The following is a 16,515-nucleotide window of genomic DNA, read 5'->3' as shown; positions in this document are numbered from 1 at the left end:
CCTTCGTGGACGTACGCGGACGGGGGTGCCGGACGAGCTCAGATGTTGTAGATGCCGGTCTTGTAGCGGGCGAGGTTGGCCGGGTCGCGGAAGAACTCCACGGTGTGCGCGAGGCCCTCCTCCAGGGAGTGGGCGGGCTGCCAGCCGGTGGCGGCGGCGAGCCGGCTCGCGTCCGCGACCAGCCGCATCACCTCGGAGCCCGCGGGCCGGATCCGGGCCTCGTCCTCGCGCACGTCGAGCGCGCGGTCCATGACCTTCCCGATCAGTGCGACGAGGTCGCCGACCGAGATCTCCCCGCCGGTACCGGCGTTGAAGGTGCGCCCCACCACCTGCCCGGCGGGCGCGGTCCCGACCGCGAGGAAGGCCTGCGCGGTGTCCTTGACGAAGGTGAAGTCCCGGGTGGGACGCAGGTCGCCGAGGGTGATCGTGCGCTCCCCCGCCGCGACCTGGCCAATGACGGTGGGGATCACCGCGCGCATCGACTGGCGGGGCCCGAACGTGTTGAACGGCCGCAGGGTCACCACCGGGGTGTCGAAGCTGGCGTGGTAGCTGTCGGCCAGTCGGTCGCCGCCCGCCTTCGAAGCGGCGTACGGGGACTGTGTGTTGATCGGGTGGTCCTCGGTGATCGGCACGGTCTGCGCGGTGCCGTACGTCTCGCTGGTGGAGGTGTGCACCAGCCGGGGCGTGCCGAGGGCGCGTACGGCCTCCAGCACGTTGAGGGTGCCGGTGACGTTGGTGTCCACGTAGCTGTGCGGGGCCTGGTAGGAGTAAGGGATCGCGATCAGGGCGGCCAGGTGGTAGGCGGTGTCGGCGCCTTCGAGCAGGCCGCGGACCGAGCCGGGGTCACGGACGTCGCCGAGGACGATCTCCACCTGGTCGAGGACGTCCGGGTGCAGGGTCTCCAGCCAGCCGTAGGAGGAGAAGGAGTTGTACTGGGCCATGGCCCGCACCCGGTGTCCGGAGGCGACCAGGGCCTCGGTGAGGTGCGAGCCGATGAAGCCCTCGGCTCCGGTGACGGCGGCGAGCGGTGCGGAGGTCAACTGCGGTGTCCTTCCGGTTGGTTGCACGGGGAGGTGGGGCGGTGGGAGCGGGAGCGACAGGGTCAGGCGTGTGGGGCGGGGCGTCCCAGCAGCCACAGCGCGCAGACCGCCAGACACAGCGCGGCCGCGCCGCAGCACAGCGGCAGGGCGAGGGCGCCCGGTGGGAGGTCGAACACCGTGGCCGCACCGGCGGCGCCCGCGGCCGTGAGGCAGATGGCGGCCGACGGCCAGGCCGCTCCGAAGGCCTGGAGCAGCAACGCGGTCCACAGGGCGGCGGCGAGCAGCATCAGGGCGGCCGGTTCGGCGCCGGTGAGCAGGGCGGCGGGCAGCAGCGGCAGGACGTAGACGAGCAGGCAGAGGCCGAGGATGCCGGCCGAGCGCAGCAGGAACCCGGCGGGTGTGGCGGTGGCGCGCAGCGCGGCGACGGACAGTCCGCGGTAGCGGTACAGCAGCCACTCCGCCGGTCCCATGCTCACCGTCAGCACGATCACGGCGTAGGGCTCCTCGCGTCCCTCCAGCAGCACCAGGACACCCGCGGCCAGTCCGAACAGGCCGTACGGCAGGGACCACAGCAGGCGGGGCCGGGTGGCTGCGGCGACGGCCGGGACGGCTAGGGCACTCCACAGGACCCGGCCGGTGACGGCGAGCGTGGCGAGCAGCGCCAGCAGCGGCAGCCCGGCCCTCAGCAAGGAGCCAGGCTCCCACCACGGCAGGACGGCCGCGCCCGCGACCAGAGGGCTGAGCGCGGCCAGCAGCAGCCGTTCGCGGGCCAGTACCAGCAGGACGCCCGCGGCCGCGAGGTATGCCGACTGGGCGGCCGCCACCAGGATCACCGGGCCGCCGCCGGCGGGCAGCGCGGCGACCGCGGTGGCCACCGCCGCCCCCAGCGGGGCCCCGGCCAGGAGGGTACGGCCGGCCTCGCGCCGTCCGGTGGCCATCCGCAGGTGGGCACGGTGACCGAGGGCCTGGCCCCACGCCCAGGAGACGAGCCCCGCCACGATCAGGGCGGGGGCGTGTCCGGCGGCGTTCCACAGTGGTGCGGTGAGCAGGTAGGCCAGTCCCGGCAGGGCGAACAGCACGCCGCGCAGCAGACAGCGCACGGTGTCAGGACGCCAGGGGTCGGCCGCCGGCGCGGGTTCGGGGAAGGTCCGCGGCACCCGTTCGAAGAGCGCGGAGGCGAGGGAGAACAGGTTCGGGTGACCGTACCGTTCCTTGATCAGGGACGCGGACAGTCCTTCCGCCTCCAGCAGCGCGGCCACCTCGTAGGGGTGGACGGCGGGGCCGACGCGGTCGGCGAGTTCGGCGGCGAGTTCGCTGACCGCCTCCTCGTCCGGGCCGCGCCTCGGCAGCCGGATGGCGAGCGTGGCGTCGTCGAGGGCCCAGCGTGGACGGCGCCTGCGCGGCGGGCGTACGTCGGCCAGCCGGATGGCCAGCGTGTCCTGTTCGGTGCCGCCGGGTTCGAGGGATATCGGCCCGCTCACAGGGCGAGGCTTCCGAAGCCGCTGACCGCCGGGGCCGGCGTCTCCACCGGAGCGGGCATGACCGCCAACTTTCCTTTGTGGGTGGGTAGTTCCCGATAGATGGAGCGAAACGTGTCAATGGTCTGGCGCAGCGTGAACTGCTCGATGACGCGCAGCCGGGCCGCCTCGCCCATCGCCCGGCGCCGCCCCGGATCGGCCAGCAGCTCCAGCGCGGCCGCGGCCATCGCCGCCGGATCACGTGGCGGCACCACCAGTCCGGTGTCACCGACGGCCTCGCGGACGCCTCCCACGTCGGTGGAGACGGTGGCCCGGCCGCACGACATGGCCTCGATCAGGGTGAACGGGAAGCCCTCACTGATGCTGGAGAGCATCACGACGTTGCCGGCCGCGTAGGCGTCCTTGATGTCGTCGACGCGTCCCTCGAACGTGACGGCGTCCGCGTGGCCCAGTTCGGCGGCCAGTGCCTCGCAGCGCTCCCGGTAGGCCTCCCCGCCCCGCGGTGTGCCGCCGAACAACCGCAGCCTGGCGTCGGGGTGGCGGTGGCGGACCAGGGCGAAGGCCCGGATCAGGGTCTCGAGGTCCTTGATGGGGTCGACGCGTCCGGCCCAGCTGAGGGTGGGCGCCTCCGGCTCGGGCCCGGCGGCCGGGAACGCGGCCGGGTCGACGCCGTTGTAGACCGTACGGATCGACTCCGGGTCGGCGCCACCCTCCTCCTCCCACAGCCGGTTGTAGCGGTTGCCGGGGGTGATCAGGGCGGCTTTGCGGTAGGTCTCCTGCGCCAGCAGCCGGAAGAACCCGAGGACGACGGCCTTCACCGGCCAGCGGTAGGGCGCGGTGCGGTAGCCGAGATAGCGCTCGCGCAGGTAGACGCCGTGCTCGGTCAACAGCAGTGGAACACCGTGCTGTTGGAGGGCCGCGAGGCCGGGCAGCACGGCGACGCCACCGCTGACCGCGTGCGCGACCCCGCTTTCGGGCGGTGGCGCGGCGAGCGGGCGCAGGGCGTGCTCCAGCAGGGCGGTGGCGGTGAGCGCGTCGTGCAGGGTCGGCCCCGACTCGCGCACGGCGAGGCCGGGCCGGTTCCACAACGCGGTCAGGACGGTGATCGCCCGGTCCGCGCGCAGGAAGGGGCTCAGCGTCCCGTCCGCCGCTGCCCGCGCCATCGCGTACAGGGCGGGTGCGAACCCGTCCTCGGCCCGCGGGTCGAGCAGGGCGGTGAGGAACTGCTCGTAGGCGCCGGTGAGTTGGTTGCGGGCCCGGCCGCGCGGCGCGCGGCCCTCCGGCGGGGCGCCCCACATCGGAACCGACAGCACGCGCGAGACGTGCGGCGGCAGATCCCAGACCACGGGCTCGCGTCCGGTGCCGGTGACGGCGACGACGTCGAAGTCGACATCGGGCATGCCCTGGACGAGCTGGTCGCACCAGACGCTCACGCCGCCGTGACTGTGTGGGTAGGTGCCTTCGGTAAGCAGGGTGACGCGCGTTGCTCCGGTGCGTCGCGCGCCGTGGGGTACGGGCATCGATGTGCTCCACGGCCGAGGTGTGGGGTGGTTCGTGCCGGTCCCGGCCGCCGGGTGGGCGGCCGGGACCGCGGATCGGTCCTTCATCCGCCTCCGGACCGTGCTCGGCCGGTCCTCGGGGCGGGTTCTCGCTCTGGTCCCTGGTGTGGGCGCGGGTCAGTCGTCCGCGGTGTGGGGGACCCGCTCGGTGACGCCCGCGGGGACCCGGGTGTCCGGGGCGGGCTTCGTGACCGGGGCGGGCGCGGCGGCCTCGGTGACGGCCGGCGCGGCGAGGGAGTCTGGGAGCGTGAGGGTGAGCGGGGCGCCCGCCGAGGGGGTCCAGCCGGAGACCGCGCCCGCGTACGCCTCGCCGAACGCGGCACCGGCCAGCGTGGTGCCGGTGGGCAGGGTCGCGGTGACCGCCAGTCCGTCCGGCGCTTCGACGGTCACAGTGTCGCCGACGCGGTAGGCGGTGACCTGGCCGGCCTCGAGGGCTGTCCGCCAGTCGGCTCTGCGCTGCAGTTCGGCCCCGATGTCCTTCATCCGCAGGTTCACCACCGGGGTGTCCTCGGTGAACAGCGCCTCGTAGCCGTCGAGGACGCCGCCGAGCACGGGGTAGGCGATACGGTCCTCGGCCAGGTTCGACTGGTGGATGAAGTGCGGTTTCGGGTCGTTGGCCAGGACGTGCCCGAGGGCGATGCGGGTCTCCAGCGGCACGATGTGGTTCTCGTAGCCGGTGGTGGTGTCCAGCGGCGAGGCGAGACAGGTCGTGGTGGCCGGGTTGTCCTCGCAGATACCGCTGCCGCCCTGGGCGCGGCTGGTGTAGATCCAGTTGTACTCGTCGACCTGTTCGGCGGCCCGGCCCGCGTTGTAGAAGACGTTCATCGGGTAGCGGGGCACGGTCGTGGCCGGGCCGACCTGACGCTGGGCGGGCTCACGGGAGTTGTCGGAGCCGAGCCAGGCGATGCCGTTGTCGGCGAGGGCGAGCGCCAGGTTGGGGTTGTCCTGGGGCTGCTGCGGCAGCACCTTCATGCCGGAGTGCTCACCGGTGACCAACTCGTCGTTGTGCAGCGGCAGTCCGGCGCTCTGGCCCCAGACCCGGTTGGTGGCGATCTCGTCCGAGATCTCGTTGCGGCTGACCCACCGGGTGCTGCCGTCGGCGTTGGTCGCGCACTTCCAGGGCACCACGCTGGTGTCCTGCACGCAGCCGAGGAAGGGGTGCGAGTAGGTGTGGTTGATCCAGCGGAACTCACCGCGCTCCGCGATCAGCCGGTCCGCGAGCTGGTCGACGCCGTTGTTGTCCTGGCGCTGGTCGACGGTGCCGGCGGCGTTGTAGGCGAAGTCGAGGGTGAAGTCCTTGTTGTTCTGCCAGGAGACGGCGTGGTCGACGTCGGCGGCGGTCATCCGGATCGGGTCGGGTGTCGCGTTCGGGTCCGTGCAGTCGACGTCTCCGGGCGTGCAGTTGAGCGCGCTGTTCCAGCGGTCGTCGGCGGCGAACACGTCGTCCACGTGCACGGCGAAGTAGTTCCGGGAGGCGCCCAGGTGCACCCCGCCGGTCATCCACTCCACGATGCCCCGGGCCAGCAGCCGGAACTGCTGCTGGTACTGGTTGTAGACGAAGGTGACGACGAGTTCGCGCCGCCCGTCGTGCCGGTACTCGCCCACCAGTGAGCCCCGCGTCGGCTGACCGGGGATCGCCGCCTCGACGTAGGAGGTGAAGTCGGCGCCTGCCACCGGCTTCGAGAGGTAGGCGTAACTCTCGCCGATGGCCGGGTCGTTGTCCTCGAACGGCACGGCTCCGTCGAGGTAACCGAAGGGGCCCGACCTGCCGGCGGCGGTCACCTCCGCCTGCGCGCCGTCGATGCTGCCGGAGTAGCCGCCGTAGACCGGGTACTGCAGGCCGGCCTCCGGTCGGGCGTAGGTGTAGGCGTCGACCTGGGGGACGTCGTACGTCTGCTCATAGGTCACGAGCGCCGCCATCTCGGCGGAACCGGCCGGGAACGGGTTGTCGTTGGGCAGCACGACGGCCTGGAACCTGGCACGGGGCCGCCCGTCGACGGTGTCCGCCAGGAAGCCGGCGTCGATCACTGTCCGGCCGGCCTGCGTGAGGTCGATCTCGGTGTACGGCGTGCCGGCCGCGGCCAGTTCGGCGGCGATCGCGTCGGTCGACGGTCCGCCGTCGCTCACCACCAGCACCCGTAGGTCGATCCGGGGTGTGGTGTCGGCGTGGGCCGTGCCGGCCGGCAGGCCCAGCGCGGCGATGAGCGCGCCCACCGTGAGCACGGTGGTGCGTATGGTCCGCTTCATGCGGTGAAGTTCCCTCCCCTGGCAGGGGTGAGCACGACTCCGCGCGGAGCGGACGCACCCCCTTGCGCGACGCCGGCGTCCCCCTCAGAAGCCAGTCGTCCACGCATCCGTTCGCGTCACATAGTGGTGTCAGTGTGTAGCTTTCGTGGTCATGTTGCGAAACATGACGGAAAAGCGCAGGTGTCCAACAGGGCTGTCGCGGAAGGGAATCGAGCATTTCCCCGCCTACGGGACAGGCGGGCCCCGATGACCAAGAGGGCCCGGCCTGCTGGTCCGGGCCCTGCTCGGCGCACCGGCGGACCCGTGGGTCCGCCGGCCGGAGTGCCAGTGGTCCAGACCACGACGGCCGCCCTGCTCGCAGAGCGTTTCAGGTCAACCGCGTCACGGTCGCCGCGCTCCGGGCGAAGCCGTCAGGCGCAGAGCACGCGGGTCTGGGGCGTGTAGACCGGACCGCCGCTGACGCTCGTGGTGTCGCTGAACTCGGCGTAGAAGTACGAGTAGAAGCCGATGTTGCCGTTACAGCCGGAGTCCGCGGCGATGTCCAGCGTCAGCGTGACCGTGCGGCTCTGACCGGGCGGGACGGTGGCGCCGTAGTTGGCACCGAGGTTGGCGGGGCCGGTCCCGGAGCAGGGGGTGGCGCCGGCGGCCGTGGCCAGGCTGCAACCGGTGAAGCCGTACTTCAGGTCGGGGCGCTGGGTGGTCAGCCACGTCGGCTCGATCGTCTGGTACACGAACCAGATGTCGTAGGTCTTGTTGTTGGTGATCGTCATCGACAGGTTCACCGTGCCGCCGGGCGTGGTGGTGGCGCTGTCGGTGGCGAACGTGAGCTCGGCCGGCGCCGGATCGGCCGCGCTCGCGCTGGGGGCCAGCCCGAACACGGCGAGGACGAGGGCGAGGACGGCACCGAGGCCTAGGCGTCTCATCAGTGGTGATCGCATGGCCGGGAGGCTAGGCACGCGGGAACGCAGCGTCTGCCCCGCGAGGGGCGTCCGCCCGGCCGCGCGGCCGAAAGTGCGCAGGGCGTGAAGGTCACGTGATGGACTCGTGGAGAATCCGTGAGGCTCACGTTTGCGCACGTGGCGGAGGTGCGCGTGGGGGTCGGCGGAGGGTGGGCGCCGCTGCCGGTCCGCCTGGTGCGGACAGATGATATTGGCGCGTATCAGCTCTCACGGCTCGCCGCACAGGCCGACACCCCGCGGACTCCCGACCGTTGGCCACCCCCGGCCCGGGGACCCCCGACCGTTCGCCACTCCCGACCCGGGAACGTCCGACCGTTCACCACTCCCGGCCCGGGAACTTCCGACCGTTCACCACTCCCGGCCCGGGGACCCCCGACCGTTCACCACTCCCGGCCCGGGAACGTCCGACCGTTCACCACTCCCGGCCCGGGAACTCCCTGCCGTTCGCCGCTCCCGGCGCGGTCGCGGCTCCCGGTCGCGCCGAGCGCCGCCCCTCGTCGCCGCGACCCGGCCGGTGCCACGTCGCCCCCACGCCATACGCCCTTGCCCCGGCCGCCGCCCCCCACCTAGCCTGATTTTGTGCCGCTAATAAACAAAGCCCGTTCGCACAACGTCGTGCCGGGCGACACACTCACCCGGCTCCGCGTCGTCCTCACCGCCTTCTTCGCCCTCGACGGTTTCATCTTCGCCGGATGGGTCGTCCGCATCCCCGCCATCAAGGACCAGACCGGCGCCTCCGCCAGCACCCTCGGCCTCGCCCTGCTCGGCGTCTCCGCCGGCGCGGTCGTCACGATGATCCTCACCGGTCGCCTCTGCCGCCGCTACGGCAACCATCAGGTCACCGTCGTCTGCGCCGTCCTCCTCTCCCTCAGCGTCGCCCTGCCCCCGCTCACACACTCGGCACTGGCGCTGGGTACCGTCCTGCTCGTCTTCGGCAGCGCCTACGGCGGCATCAACGTCGCCTTCAACAGCGCCGCCGTCGATCTGGTGGCCGCCCTGCGGCGCCCGATCATGCCCGGCTTCCACGCGGCCTTCAGCCTCGGCGGCATGATCGGCGCGGGCCTCGGCGGACTGGTCGCCGGTCATCTCTCCCCCACCCGGCACCTGTTCGGCCTGACGCTCGTCGGCCTGCTGGTGACGGCCGTCGCCGGACCCACACTGCTGCGCATCACGCCGCCGACGGCGGCAGAGGGGGAGCAGGCACAGCCTCGGGCGCAGGTACCGGCACAGGCAGAGAACCAACAGCACGTGCCGCAGCCGGAGCAGAGGAAGCGTCGCCCCGCGGTCCGCCCCGACGCCCGGACCCGCCGGCTGGTCGCGGTGTTCGGCCTGATCGCCCTGTGCACGGCGTACGGCGAGGGCGCCCTGGCCGACTGGGGCGCCCTGCACCTGCAGCAGGACCTCGACGCCTCTCCCGCCGTCGCGGCCGCGGGCTACTCCTGCTTCGCGCTGGCGATGACCGTCGGCCGGCTCACCGGCAGCACGCTCCTGCAACGCCTCGGCCAGACCCCGACCGTGGTCGTGGGCGGCGCCATCGCTGCGGCGGGCATGCTGCTCGGCTCCCTCGCTCCTGAGGTCTGGATGGCGCTGCTGGGCTTCGCCGTCGCCGGGCTCGGCCTCGCGAACCTCTTCCCGGTCGCCGTGGAACGCGCCGGAGCCCTGGCCGGCCCCACCGGCGTCGCCACCGCCTCCACCCTCGGCTACGGCGGCATGCTCCTCGGACCGCCCGCCATCGGCTTCATGGCCGACTGGTTCTCCCTCCCATTGGCCCTCACCAGCGTGGCGCTACTGGCCGCGATCGCCGCCGCGATCGGGTTCGCCATCCGCCGGACAGCGAGGGCCTCATGAAAACGCCCGATGCCCTCGTGAAAATGCCTTCCCTTGGACCACACTCCATCCGGCACACTCGCCCTCATGGAGACTGCCGAGTTCGTATCGACCCTTGACCGCGAGGGCCGCCTGCTGGCCGCGGCCGCCGAGGAGGCCGGCACCGGCGCCAAGGTGCCGACCTGCCCCGACTGGCAGGTGGCGGACCTGTTGCGGCACACGGGAATGGTGCATCGCTGGGCGACGGCGTTCGTCGCCGCGGGGCACACCTCCTACCACCCCGACGGTGGGCTGCCCGACCTCGACGGCACCGAGCTGCTGGCCTGGTTCCGGGAGGGCCACGCCCGGCTCGTCGACACGCTGCGCTCCGCCGCCCCCGACATCGAGTGCTGGCACTTCCTGCCAGCGCCCTCCGCGCTGGCGTTCTGGGCGAGGCGACAGGCGCACGAGACCACCGTGCACCGGGTCGACGCGCAGTCGGCCAGGGGCGGCGCCCCGACCGAGATCGCCGCCGGCTTCGCGGTGGACGGGATCGAAGAGTTGCTGCTGGGCTTCCACGCCCGGGACAAGAGCGGCGTGCGCACCGACGCGCCCCGGGTGCTGCGGGTGCGGGCCACGGACACGGACGGTGCGGTGTGGACCGTACGGCTGTCGCAGGAGCCGCCGGCGGCCGTGCGGGGTGACGGCGGGGAGGCCGACTGCGAAGTGGCCGGGCCCGCCGCGGAGTTGTACCTGTCGCTGTGGAACAGGGTGCCGTTCCCGGCCGTCACCGGGAACGCCTCGGTCGCCGAGCTGTGGCGGGAGAGGTCCGCCGTGACCTGGAGCTGAGCGCGCTCAGCCGGAGGCCAGCATCCTCGTCAACACCGCGCGCTGCACCGGCAGTACGTCGTCGTGCAGCGCGCGCCCCTTCTCGGTGAGGACCACCTGCACGCCCCGCCGGTCCTCCGCGCACATCCCGCGCTCTACGAGCCCGTCCTTCTCCAGCCGGGCGACCAGCCGTGACAGCGCGCTCTGACTGAGGTGGACGCGCTCGGAGATCTCCTGGACGCGGTAGGAACAGACGCCGTCCGGGCGGCGTTCGGACAGGACGTCGAGGACCTCGAAGTCACTGGCGCACAGGCCGTGTTGGTGGAGTGCGCGGTCGAGTTCGCACTGGGTGCGGGCGTGCAGCGCCAGGATGTCCCGCCACTGGTCCGCGAGCGTCTGCTGGGCCTTCTTCGCCGCCATGGGCGCACCGTAGCAGAGCAGTGCAAATATTGCACCAGAATTAAATGCGCTTGCATTCGATGCATGCGCATGTAGTGTCTTCGGCATGACCTCTCCGCTCACCACCCCCGCGTCCGAAGGGCGCTGGACCCCCCGGCTGTGGGGCACCCTGCTGGTGCTCTGCGCCGCGATGTTCCTGGACGCGCTGGACGTCTCGATGGTCGGCGTCGCCCTGCCGTCCATCGGCTCCGAGCTCGGCCTGTCCACCTCGACCCTGCAGTGGATCGTCAGCGGCTACATCCTCGGCTACGGCGGCCTGTTGCTCCTCGGCGGCCGGACCGCCGACCTGCTCGGCCGACGTCAGGTCTTCCTCATCGCCCTGGGTGTCTTCGCACTGGCCTCGCTGCTCGGCGGGCTCGTCGACTCGGGCCCGCTGCTGATCGCCAGCCGTTTCATCAAGGGCCTGAGCGCGGCCTTCACGGCCCCCGCCGGCCTGTCGATCATCACCACGACCTTCCCGGAGGGCCCGCTGCGCAACCGCGCCCTCTCCATCTACACCACCTGCGCCGCCACCGGCTTCTCGATGGGTCTGGTGCTGTCCGGCCTGCTCACCGAGGCCAGCTGGCGTCTGACCATGCTGCTGCCCGCGCCCATCGCCGTCGTCGCCCTGGTCGCCGGCCTGAAACTGCTGCCGCGCAGCGCCCGCGAGAAGAACCACAACGGCTACGACGTCCCCGGCGCGGTCCTTGGCACCGCGTCGATGCTGCTGCTGGTCTTCACCGTCGTCCAGGCGCCGGAAGTCGGCTGGACGTCGGCCCGCACCCTGTTGTCCTTCCTCGCCGTCGCCGCCCTGCTCACGGTGTTCGTCCTGGTCGAGCGACGCTCGGCGGGCCCGCTGATCCGGCTCGGCGTACTGCGCTCCGGCACCCAGATCCGCGCCCAGCTCGGCGCGATGGCCTTCTTCGGCTCGTACGTCGGCTTCCAGTTCCTGGTCACCCTGTACATGCAGTCCCTGCTCGGCTGGTCGGCGCTGCACACCGCGCTGGCCTTCCTGCCGGCGGGCGCCCTGGTGGCACTGTCCTCGACCAAGGTCGGTTCGATCGTGGACCGTTACGGCACCCAGCGACTGATCGCGGCGGGCTTCGCGCTGATGGTCGTCGGGTACGCGCTGTTCCTGCGGGTCGACCTCGACCCGGTGTACGCGGCAGTGATCCTGCCGTCGATGCTGCTCATCGGCGCCGCCTGCGCGCTCGTCTTCCCGTCGCTCAACATCCAGGCCACCAACGGCGTCGAGGACCACGAGCAGGGCATGGTCTCCGGACTGCTCAACACCTCCGTCCAGGTCGGCGGTGCGATCTTCCTGGCCATCGTGACGGCCGTGGCGACCGCGGGCGCCCCCGAGAACGCCGGTCCCCAGGCCGTCCTCGACAGCTACCGGCCCGGACTGGTCGTGGTGACGGTCATCGCCGCGGTCGGCCTGCTGATCTCGCTCACCGGGCTGCGGCCCACCCGCCGCGCGCAGCAGTCCGTCGTGGTCGCCACCTCCCCCGTGTCCACTGTGAAGGAGACGGAGCGCGTCCCGGTACGCGACTAGGGGACCGTCTCCGATGCCGTGCGCCCGGCGGGGGCTGCTTGCCCCGCCGGGCGCACGCCTGTGAGACTGCCCGGATGACACCTCACGGGGGACGGCGCGGTCAGGCCGAACGGGACGCGATCACCGTCGAGATCGGGTACGCGCTGGTCAGCGCGGCGTTCGTGGCGGCGGTCCTCTTCGGGGCGGTCGCGGGCCCGGCGCTGTTGTTCGCACTGCCCCACACCGTCGAACTCCTGCTGCTGCGCGTCGGACTGGTGCTCGCGCCCGTCCTCTTCGTCGCCCGGGTCGTCAGTGTGCTGGTCCGCTTCCGGCAGGAGGGGCCCCAGCCCGGCCGGCCCGGCAGCACCAGCCCCGACTCGTAGGCCGGCACGACGAGTTGGGCGCGCTCACGGGCGCCCAGTTTCACCATCGTGCGGCTGACGTGGGTCTTCGCGGTGGGCACTGAGCCCGACCCCGCAGCGGCCCCGCACCCCACCGCGCCCCGATCCGGGCGGCCCCGCACCCCACCGTGCCCCGATCCGGGCGCGTGCCCTCCTCCCTACCGCGGATCCCCCAGCCCCACCCCGTGGGCGAGCCGGTCCACCGCATGCCGGAAGAACGGATCACGGTCCTCGACCACCCCCTTGAACTGGCCGAACAGCTCGAACCCGATCAGCCCGTACAGCTGGGCCCAGGCCGCGACGAGCGCCGCGACCGTCTCGGGCGGGAGGTCGGGGGCGAGGTCGGCGGTCATCCGGTCGGCCTCGGGGCGCAGCTCCGGGGCCAGCGGGGGAACGGCCAGACCGGGGCCCTGGTGGGCGTCGCGGAGGATGCCGATGAGGACGAGCCCGACGCGGGAGGCGGCCGGGACGGTGGTCTTCGGCGCGACGTAGCCGGGCACCGGGGACCCGTAGATCAAGGCGTACTCGTGCGGGTGCCCGAGCGCCCACGTGCGTACGGCCTCGCACACCGCCGACCAGCGTCGCACCGCTCCGGCGTCGGCAGCGGCGGCGTGGGCCGCTTCCGCGGTCTCGCCGAGGGAGTCGTAGGCGTCGATGATGAGTGCGGTGAGCAGGTCGTCGCGGCTCGGGAAGTAGCGGTAGAGCGCGGAGGAGACCATGCCGAGTTCGCGCGCCACGGCTCGCAGCGAGAGTCTGGCGGCGCCTTCGTCCGCGAGCTGTCTGCGTGCCTCGTCCTTGATGGCCGCCGTGATCTCGGTCCTGGCGCGGGCTCGGGCGCCGCGTGCGGTGCTGCTCATGGGGCCAGTGTCGCACGGAAGGAGATCGGTGCACACAAACGAGAGCAGTGCCCAGAAACGAGAGCAGTGCTCTTGCTTCGATCACCGATCGGGGCCAGACTGTTCATCAAGCGAGAGCAGTGCTCACAAAAGTGAGCGGCGCTCACTCGATCCTGGGGGTCACCATGTCCACGCACGTCCAGAAGCCCGGCTGGTTCACCGTCAACGTCTTCAACCGCGTCGTGGCGTGGATGACCCGCCGGGGCATCAGCGTCTGGGGCTCCCGGGTGCTGGCGGTCCGCGGCCGCAAGAGCGGCGAGTGGCGGACCACACCCGTCAACCTGCTGACCGTGGACGGACAGCAGTACCTGGTCGCCCCGCGCGGGCACGTCCAGTGGACGCACAACATGCGGGCGGCCGGCGGCGGCGAACTGCGCCTGGGCGGGAACGTGGACACGTTCACCGCGACCGAGGTCGCCGACGACGAGAAGGCCCCGCTGCTGCGCGCCTACCTCAAGCGCTGGAAGGCCGAGGTCGGCGTCTTCTTCAAGGGCGTCGGCCCCGACTCCCCGGACGCCGACCTGCGCCGGATCGCCCCCGACCACCCCGTGTTCCGGATCACGGTCACGAGCTGACGTCGGCGGCGGTGCCGGCGGGACCCTCCTGGCGCCGGTCCAGCGCGGTCAGTGCACGCTGGGCCAGCGGATACGTGCGGACGATCTCGCCCAGCGACGTCGCGCCGCGGGTGATGTCCATGAACGCCTTCCAGACCGGGCGGAAGCCGGTCAGCCCCGCGTGGAACAGACCGGGGCGCCGCTCGAACACGGTCAGCATGCGCTTGCCGACGCTCATCTCCACACCGAGCCCCGCCTTGATCGCGAACGCGTAGTTCAACGCCTGTCGGCGGGCGTCCACCGCGTCGTGCGCCTCCGCGATCCGGACCGCCCACTCCCCCGCGAGCCGGCCGGAGCGCAGCGCGAACGAGATGCCCTCGCGGGTCCACGGCTCGAGCAGCCCCGCCGCGTCCCCGCACACCAGCACCCGCCCGCGGGACAGCGGGGAGTCGTCGGCACGGCAGCGGGTCAGGTGGCCGGAGGAGATGCCCGGTTCGAAACCGGCGAGGCCGAGCCGGCCGATGAAGTCCTCCAGGTACCGCTTGGTCGCGGCGCCCTCGCCGCGCGCGGAGATCACGCCGACGGTGAGGGTGTCGCCCTTGGGGAACACCCAGCCGTAGCTTCCGGGGATCGGGCCCCAGTCGATGAGCACCCGGCCCTTCCAGTCCTCGGCCACCGTCTCCGGCACCGGGATCTCCGCCTCCAGGCCGAGGTCCACCTGGTCGAGCTTCACACCGACGTGTGCTCCTATCCGGCTGGCGCTGCCGTCGGCCCCGACCACCGCCCGCGCGAGCACGGTCTCGCCGCCCTGCAGGACCACCGCGACGGTACGCCGGTCCGGCACGGACGAGCCGTGCTGCTCGACCCGCTGGACCGCGACGCCCGTCCGCAGCTCCGCGCCCGCCTTCTGCGCGTGCTCGACCAGCTGCTGGTCGAACTCGGGCCGGTTGATCAGCCCGAACAGCATCTGCCGGGAACGGCGGGTGCGGGCGAAGCGGCCGTTGTGCGAGAACGTCACCGCGTGCACCCGGTCCCGGAACGGCAGTTCGAAGCCGGGCGGCAGCGCGTCGCGAGAGGGGCCGATGATGCCGCCGCCGCACGTTTTGTAGCGGGGCAGCTCCGCCTTCTCCAGCAACAGGACGCGCCGCCCCGCGACCGCCGCCGCGTAGGCCGCCGAGGCCCCCGCGGGTCCCGCGCCCACCACGACGACGTCCCACACCCGCTGCACGTCGTCCGCCGAAGAGTTCTCGCTGCTCACGATGGTCTACTGCTCCCGATCAAGCCGCTGCCGCACCTGTCCCCCGCATCCTACGGCGGACGTCCCCACAGACCGCTGTGGGAGGATCTACGGCACTCATCGGTACAACGTCGCACCCACAAGGAGCGTGCCCATGTCGTCGAATCCGGTCGCCGAGACCGTCGCCTCGCTGATGCCGAGAGCGCGGGTGGAGCTCACCGAGCTGGTGGCCTTCAAGTCGGTGGCGGACTTCGACCAGTTCCCGAAGAGCGAGAGCGAGGGCGCCGCCCGCTGGGTCGCCGACGCGCTCACCGCCGAGGGTTTCCAGGACGTGGCCCTGCTCGACACCCCCGACGGCACACAGTCGGTGTACGGCTACCTGCCCGGCCCCGAGGGCGCTAAGACGGTCCTGCTGTACGCCCACTACGACGTGCAGCCGCCCCTGGACGAGGCCGCCTGGGCCAGCCCGCCCTTCGAGCTGACCGAGCGTGACGGCCGCTGGTACGGACGCGGGGCCGCCGACTGCAAGGGCGGCGTGATCATGCACCTGCTCGCGCTGCGTGCGCTGAAGGCGGACGGGGGCGTCCCGGTGCACGTCAAGGTCATCGCCGAGGGCTCCGAGGAGATGGGCACCGGCGGTCTGGAGCGGTACGCCGAGGAACACCCCGACCTGCTGGAGGCGGACACCATCGTCATCGGCGACGCGGGCAACTTCCGCGTCGGTCTGCCGACGGTCACCTCCACCCTGCGCGGCATGACCCTCGTCCGCGTGCAGATCGACACCCTCGAAGGCAACCTGCACTCGGGCCAGTTCGGCGGCGCCGCCCCGGACGCGCTGGGCGCCCTGATCCGCGTACTGGACTCGCTGCGTGGCCAGGACGGCTCGACCACGGTCGACGGGCTCACGCCCGAAACCCGGTGGGAGGGGCTGCAGTACGACGAGAAGCAGTTCCGCCAGGACGCCAAGGTGCTCGACGGCGTGCGGCTGATCGGCGACGGCACGGTCGCCGACCGCATCTGGGCCCGCCCGGCGGTCACGGTCCTCGGCATCGACTGCCCACCGGTCGTCGGCGCCACCCCGTCCGTACAGGCGAGCGCCCGCGCGCTGGTCAGCCTTCGGGTGCCGCCGGGCGTGGACGCGGTCGAGGCGACCAAGCTGCTCGAAGCCCATCTGGAGGCCCACACCCCGTGGGGCGCCCGGGTGCGCACCGAGCAGATCGGCCAGGGACAGGCGTTCAGCGCGGACACCACCAGCCCGGCGTACGCGGCGATGGCCGAGGCGATGGCGGTCGCCTACCCGGGCCAGGAGATGCAGTACGCCGGCCAGGGCGGCTCCATCCCGCTGTGCAACACCCTCGCCTCGCTGTATCCGCGCGCGGAGATCCTCCTCATCGGCCTGAGCGAGCCGGAGGCCCGGATCCACGCGGTGAACGAGAGCGTGTCTCCCGAGGAGCTGGAGCGCCTCTCGGTGACGGAGGCACTGTTCCTGCGCAACTACGCGACGAGCTGAGCCCCCCGCTCTGCTGTCGGCAGAGGGC

Annotated in this window: 14 protein-coding genes and 1 pseudogene; 6 read left to right on the top strand and 9 right to left on the bottom strand. The window is 72.3% G+C overall.

Going from position 1 to position 16,515, the window contains the following annotated elements:
- Positions 1-38: 38 nt before the first annotated feature.
- From AQJ84_RS07720 to AQJ84_RS07700, 5 genes are all read right to left on the bottom strand, one after another.
- Positions 39-1,040, bottom strand: a complete 1,002-nt coding sequence (locus AQJ84_RS07720) for a GDP-mannose 4,6-dehydratase (RefSeq protein WP_053190640.1) — start codon at positions 1,038-1,040, stop codon at positions 39-41.
- A gap of 62 nt (positions 1,041-1,102) precedes the next feature.
- Positions 1,103-2,521, bottom strand: a complete 1,419-nt coding sequence (locus AQJ84_RS07715) for a hypothetical protein (RefSeq protein WP_053190638.1) — start codon at positions 2,519-2,521, stop codon at positions 1,103-1,105.
- The gene (gene pelF / locus AQJ84_RS07710) at positions 2,518-4,038 is read right to left on the bottom strand and encodes a GT4 family glycosyltransferase PelF (RefSeq protein WP_037804684.1); all 1,521 of its coding nucleotides are present in this window, start codon (positions 4,036-4,038) and stop codon (positions 2,518-2,520) included. The genes AQJ84_RS07715 and pelF overlap by 4 nt, the downstream gene beginning before the upstream one ends.
- A gap of 156 nt (positions 4,039-4,194) precedes the next feature.
- Positions 4,195-6,324 (bottom strand): hypothetical protein, encoded by a 2,130-nt coding sequence (locus AQJ84_RS07705; RefSeq protein WP_053190636.1) that lies wholly within the window; start codon positions 6,322-6,324, stop codon positions 4,195-4,197.
- A gap of 410 nt (positions 6,325-6,734) precedes the next feature.
- On the bottom strand, positions 6,735-7,262 hold the full coding sequence (locus AQJ84_RS07700) for a hypothetical protein (protein WP_030045054.1): 528 nt from the start codon (positions 7,260-7,262) through the stop codon (positions 6,735-6,737).
- Positions 7,263-7,898: 636 nt separating this feature from the next.
- Here AQJ84_RS07700 and AQJ84_RS07695 point away from each other — a divergent pair.
- Together AQJ84_RS07695 and AQJ84_RS07690 are read left to right on the top strand one after the other, a co-directional pair.
- A complete protein-coding gene (locus AQJ84_RS07695) occupies positions 7,899-9,131 on the top strand; it encodes an MFS transporter (protein WP_030045053.1) in 1,233 nt (410 codons plus the stop codon).
- 66 nt (positions 9,132-9,197) lie between these two features.
- Positions 9,198-9,938: a maleylpyruvate isomerase family mycothiol-dependent enzyme gene (locus AQJ84_RS07690; RefSeq protein ID WP_053190634.1), complete on the top strand. Its 741-nt coding sequence runs from the start codon at positions 9,198-9,200 to the stop codon at positions 9,936-9,938.
- A 6-nt stretch (positions 9,939-9,944) separates the two neighbouring features.
- Here AQJ84_RS07690 and AQJ84_RS07685 read toward each other — a convergent pair whose 3' ends face one another.
- The gene (locus tag AQJ84_RS07685) at positions 9,945-10,337 is read right to left on the bottom strand and encodes a MarR family winged helix-turn-helix transcriptional regulator (protein WP_030045051.1); all 393 of its coding nucleotides are present in this window, start codon (positions 10,335-10,337) and stop codon (positions 9,945-9,947) included.
- Between the two features lie 85 nt (positions 10,338-10,422).
- Between AQJ84_RS07685 and AQJ84_RS07680 the strand changes: the two genes are divergently transcribed.
- Together AQJ84_RS07680 and AQJ84_RS07675 are read left to right on the top strand one after the other, a co-directional pair.
- The gene (locus AQJ84_RS07680; protein ID WP_030045050.1) at positions 10,423-11,910 is read left to right on the top strand and encodes an MFS transporter; all 1,488 of its coding nucleotides are present in this window, start codon (positions 10,423-10,425) and stop codon (positions 11,908-11,910) included.
- Positions 11,911-11,984: 74 nt separating this feature from the next.
- Positions 11,985-12,272 carry a DUF6332 family protein gene (locus AQJ84_RS07675; RefSeq protein ID WP_030045049.1) on the top strand — a complete coding sequence of 96 codons (288 nt, stop codon included), beginning with the start codon at positions 11,985-11,987 and terminating at the stop codon, positions 12,270-12,272.
- On the opposite strand, the pseudogene AQJ84_RS45080 reads toward AQJ84_RS07675, so the two are convergent.
- Together AQJ84_RS45080 and AQJ84_RS07670 are read right to left on the bottom strand one after the other, a co-directional pair.
- Positions 12,233-12,346 (bottom strand): annotated as a pseudogene (locus AQJ84_RS45080) (DNA-binding response regulator); the annotation flags it as partial. The gene AQJ84_RS07675 and the pseudogene AQJ84_RS45080 sit on opposite strands and share 40 nt — an antisense overlap.
- Positions 12,347-12,448: 102 nt before the next feature.
- Positions 12,449-13,147: a TetR/AcrR family transcriptional regulator gene (locus AQJ84_RS07670; protein ID WP_030045048.1), complete on the bottom strand. Its 699-nt coding sequence runs from the start codon at positions 13,145-13,147 to the stop codon at positions 12,449-12,451.
- 164 nt (positions 13,148-13,311) lie between these two features.
- Here AQJ84_RS07670 and AQJ84_RS07665 point away from each other — a divergent pair, with 164 nt between their 5' ends.
- Positions 13,312-13,761: a nitroreductase family deazaflavin-dependent oxidoreductase gene (locus AQJ84_RS07665; protein ID WP_030045047.1), complete on the top strand. Its 450-nt coding sequence runs from the start codon at positions 13,312-13,314 to the stop codon at positions 13,759-13,761.
- Here AQJ84_RS07665 and AQJ84_RS07660 read toward each other — a convergent pair.
- Complete coding sequence (locus AQJ84_RS07660) at positions 13,751-14,998, bottom strand: geranylgeranyl reductase family protein (RefSeq protein WP_030045046.1); 1,248 nt, start codon at positions 14,996-14,998, stop codon at positions 13,751-13,753. The genes AQJ84_RS07665 and AQJ84_RS07660 overlap by 11 nt on opposite strands.
- 133 nt (positions 14,999-15,131) lie before the next feature.
- Between AQJ84_RS07660 and AQJ84_RS07655 the strand changes: the two genes are divergently transcribed.
- Complete coding sequence (locus AQJ84_RS07655; protein ID WP_030045045.1) at positions 15,132-16,487, top strand: dipeptidase; 1,356 nt, start codon at positions 15,132-15,134, stop codon at positions 16,485-16,487.
- Positions 16,488-16,515: the final 28 nt, after the last annotated feature.

This window comes from Streptomyces resistomycificus (assembly GCF_001514265.1).
Classification (GTDB): domain Bacteria; phylum Actinomycetota; class Actinomycetes; order Streptomycetales; family Streptomycetaceae; genus Streptomyces; species Streptomyces resistomycificus.
The sequence above is the reverse complement of the archived record's forward strand: the minus strand, read 5'-3'. Positions and strand labels throughout refer to the sequence as shown.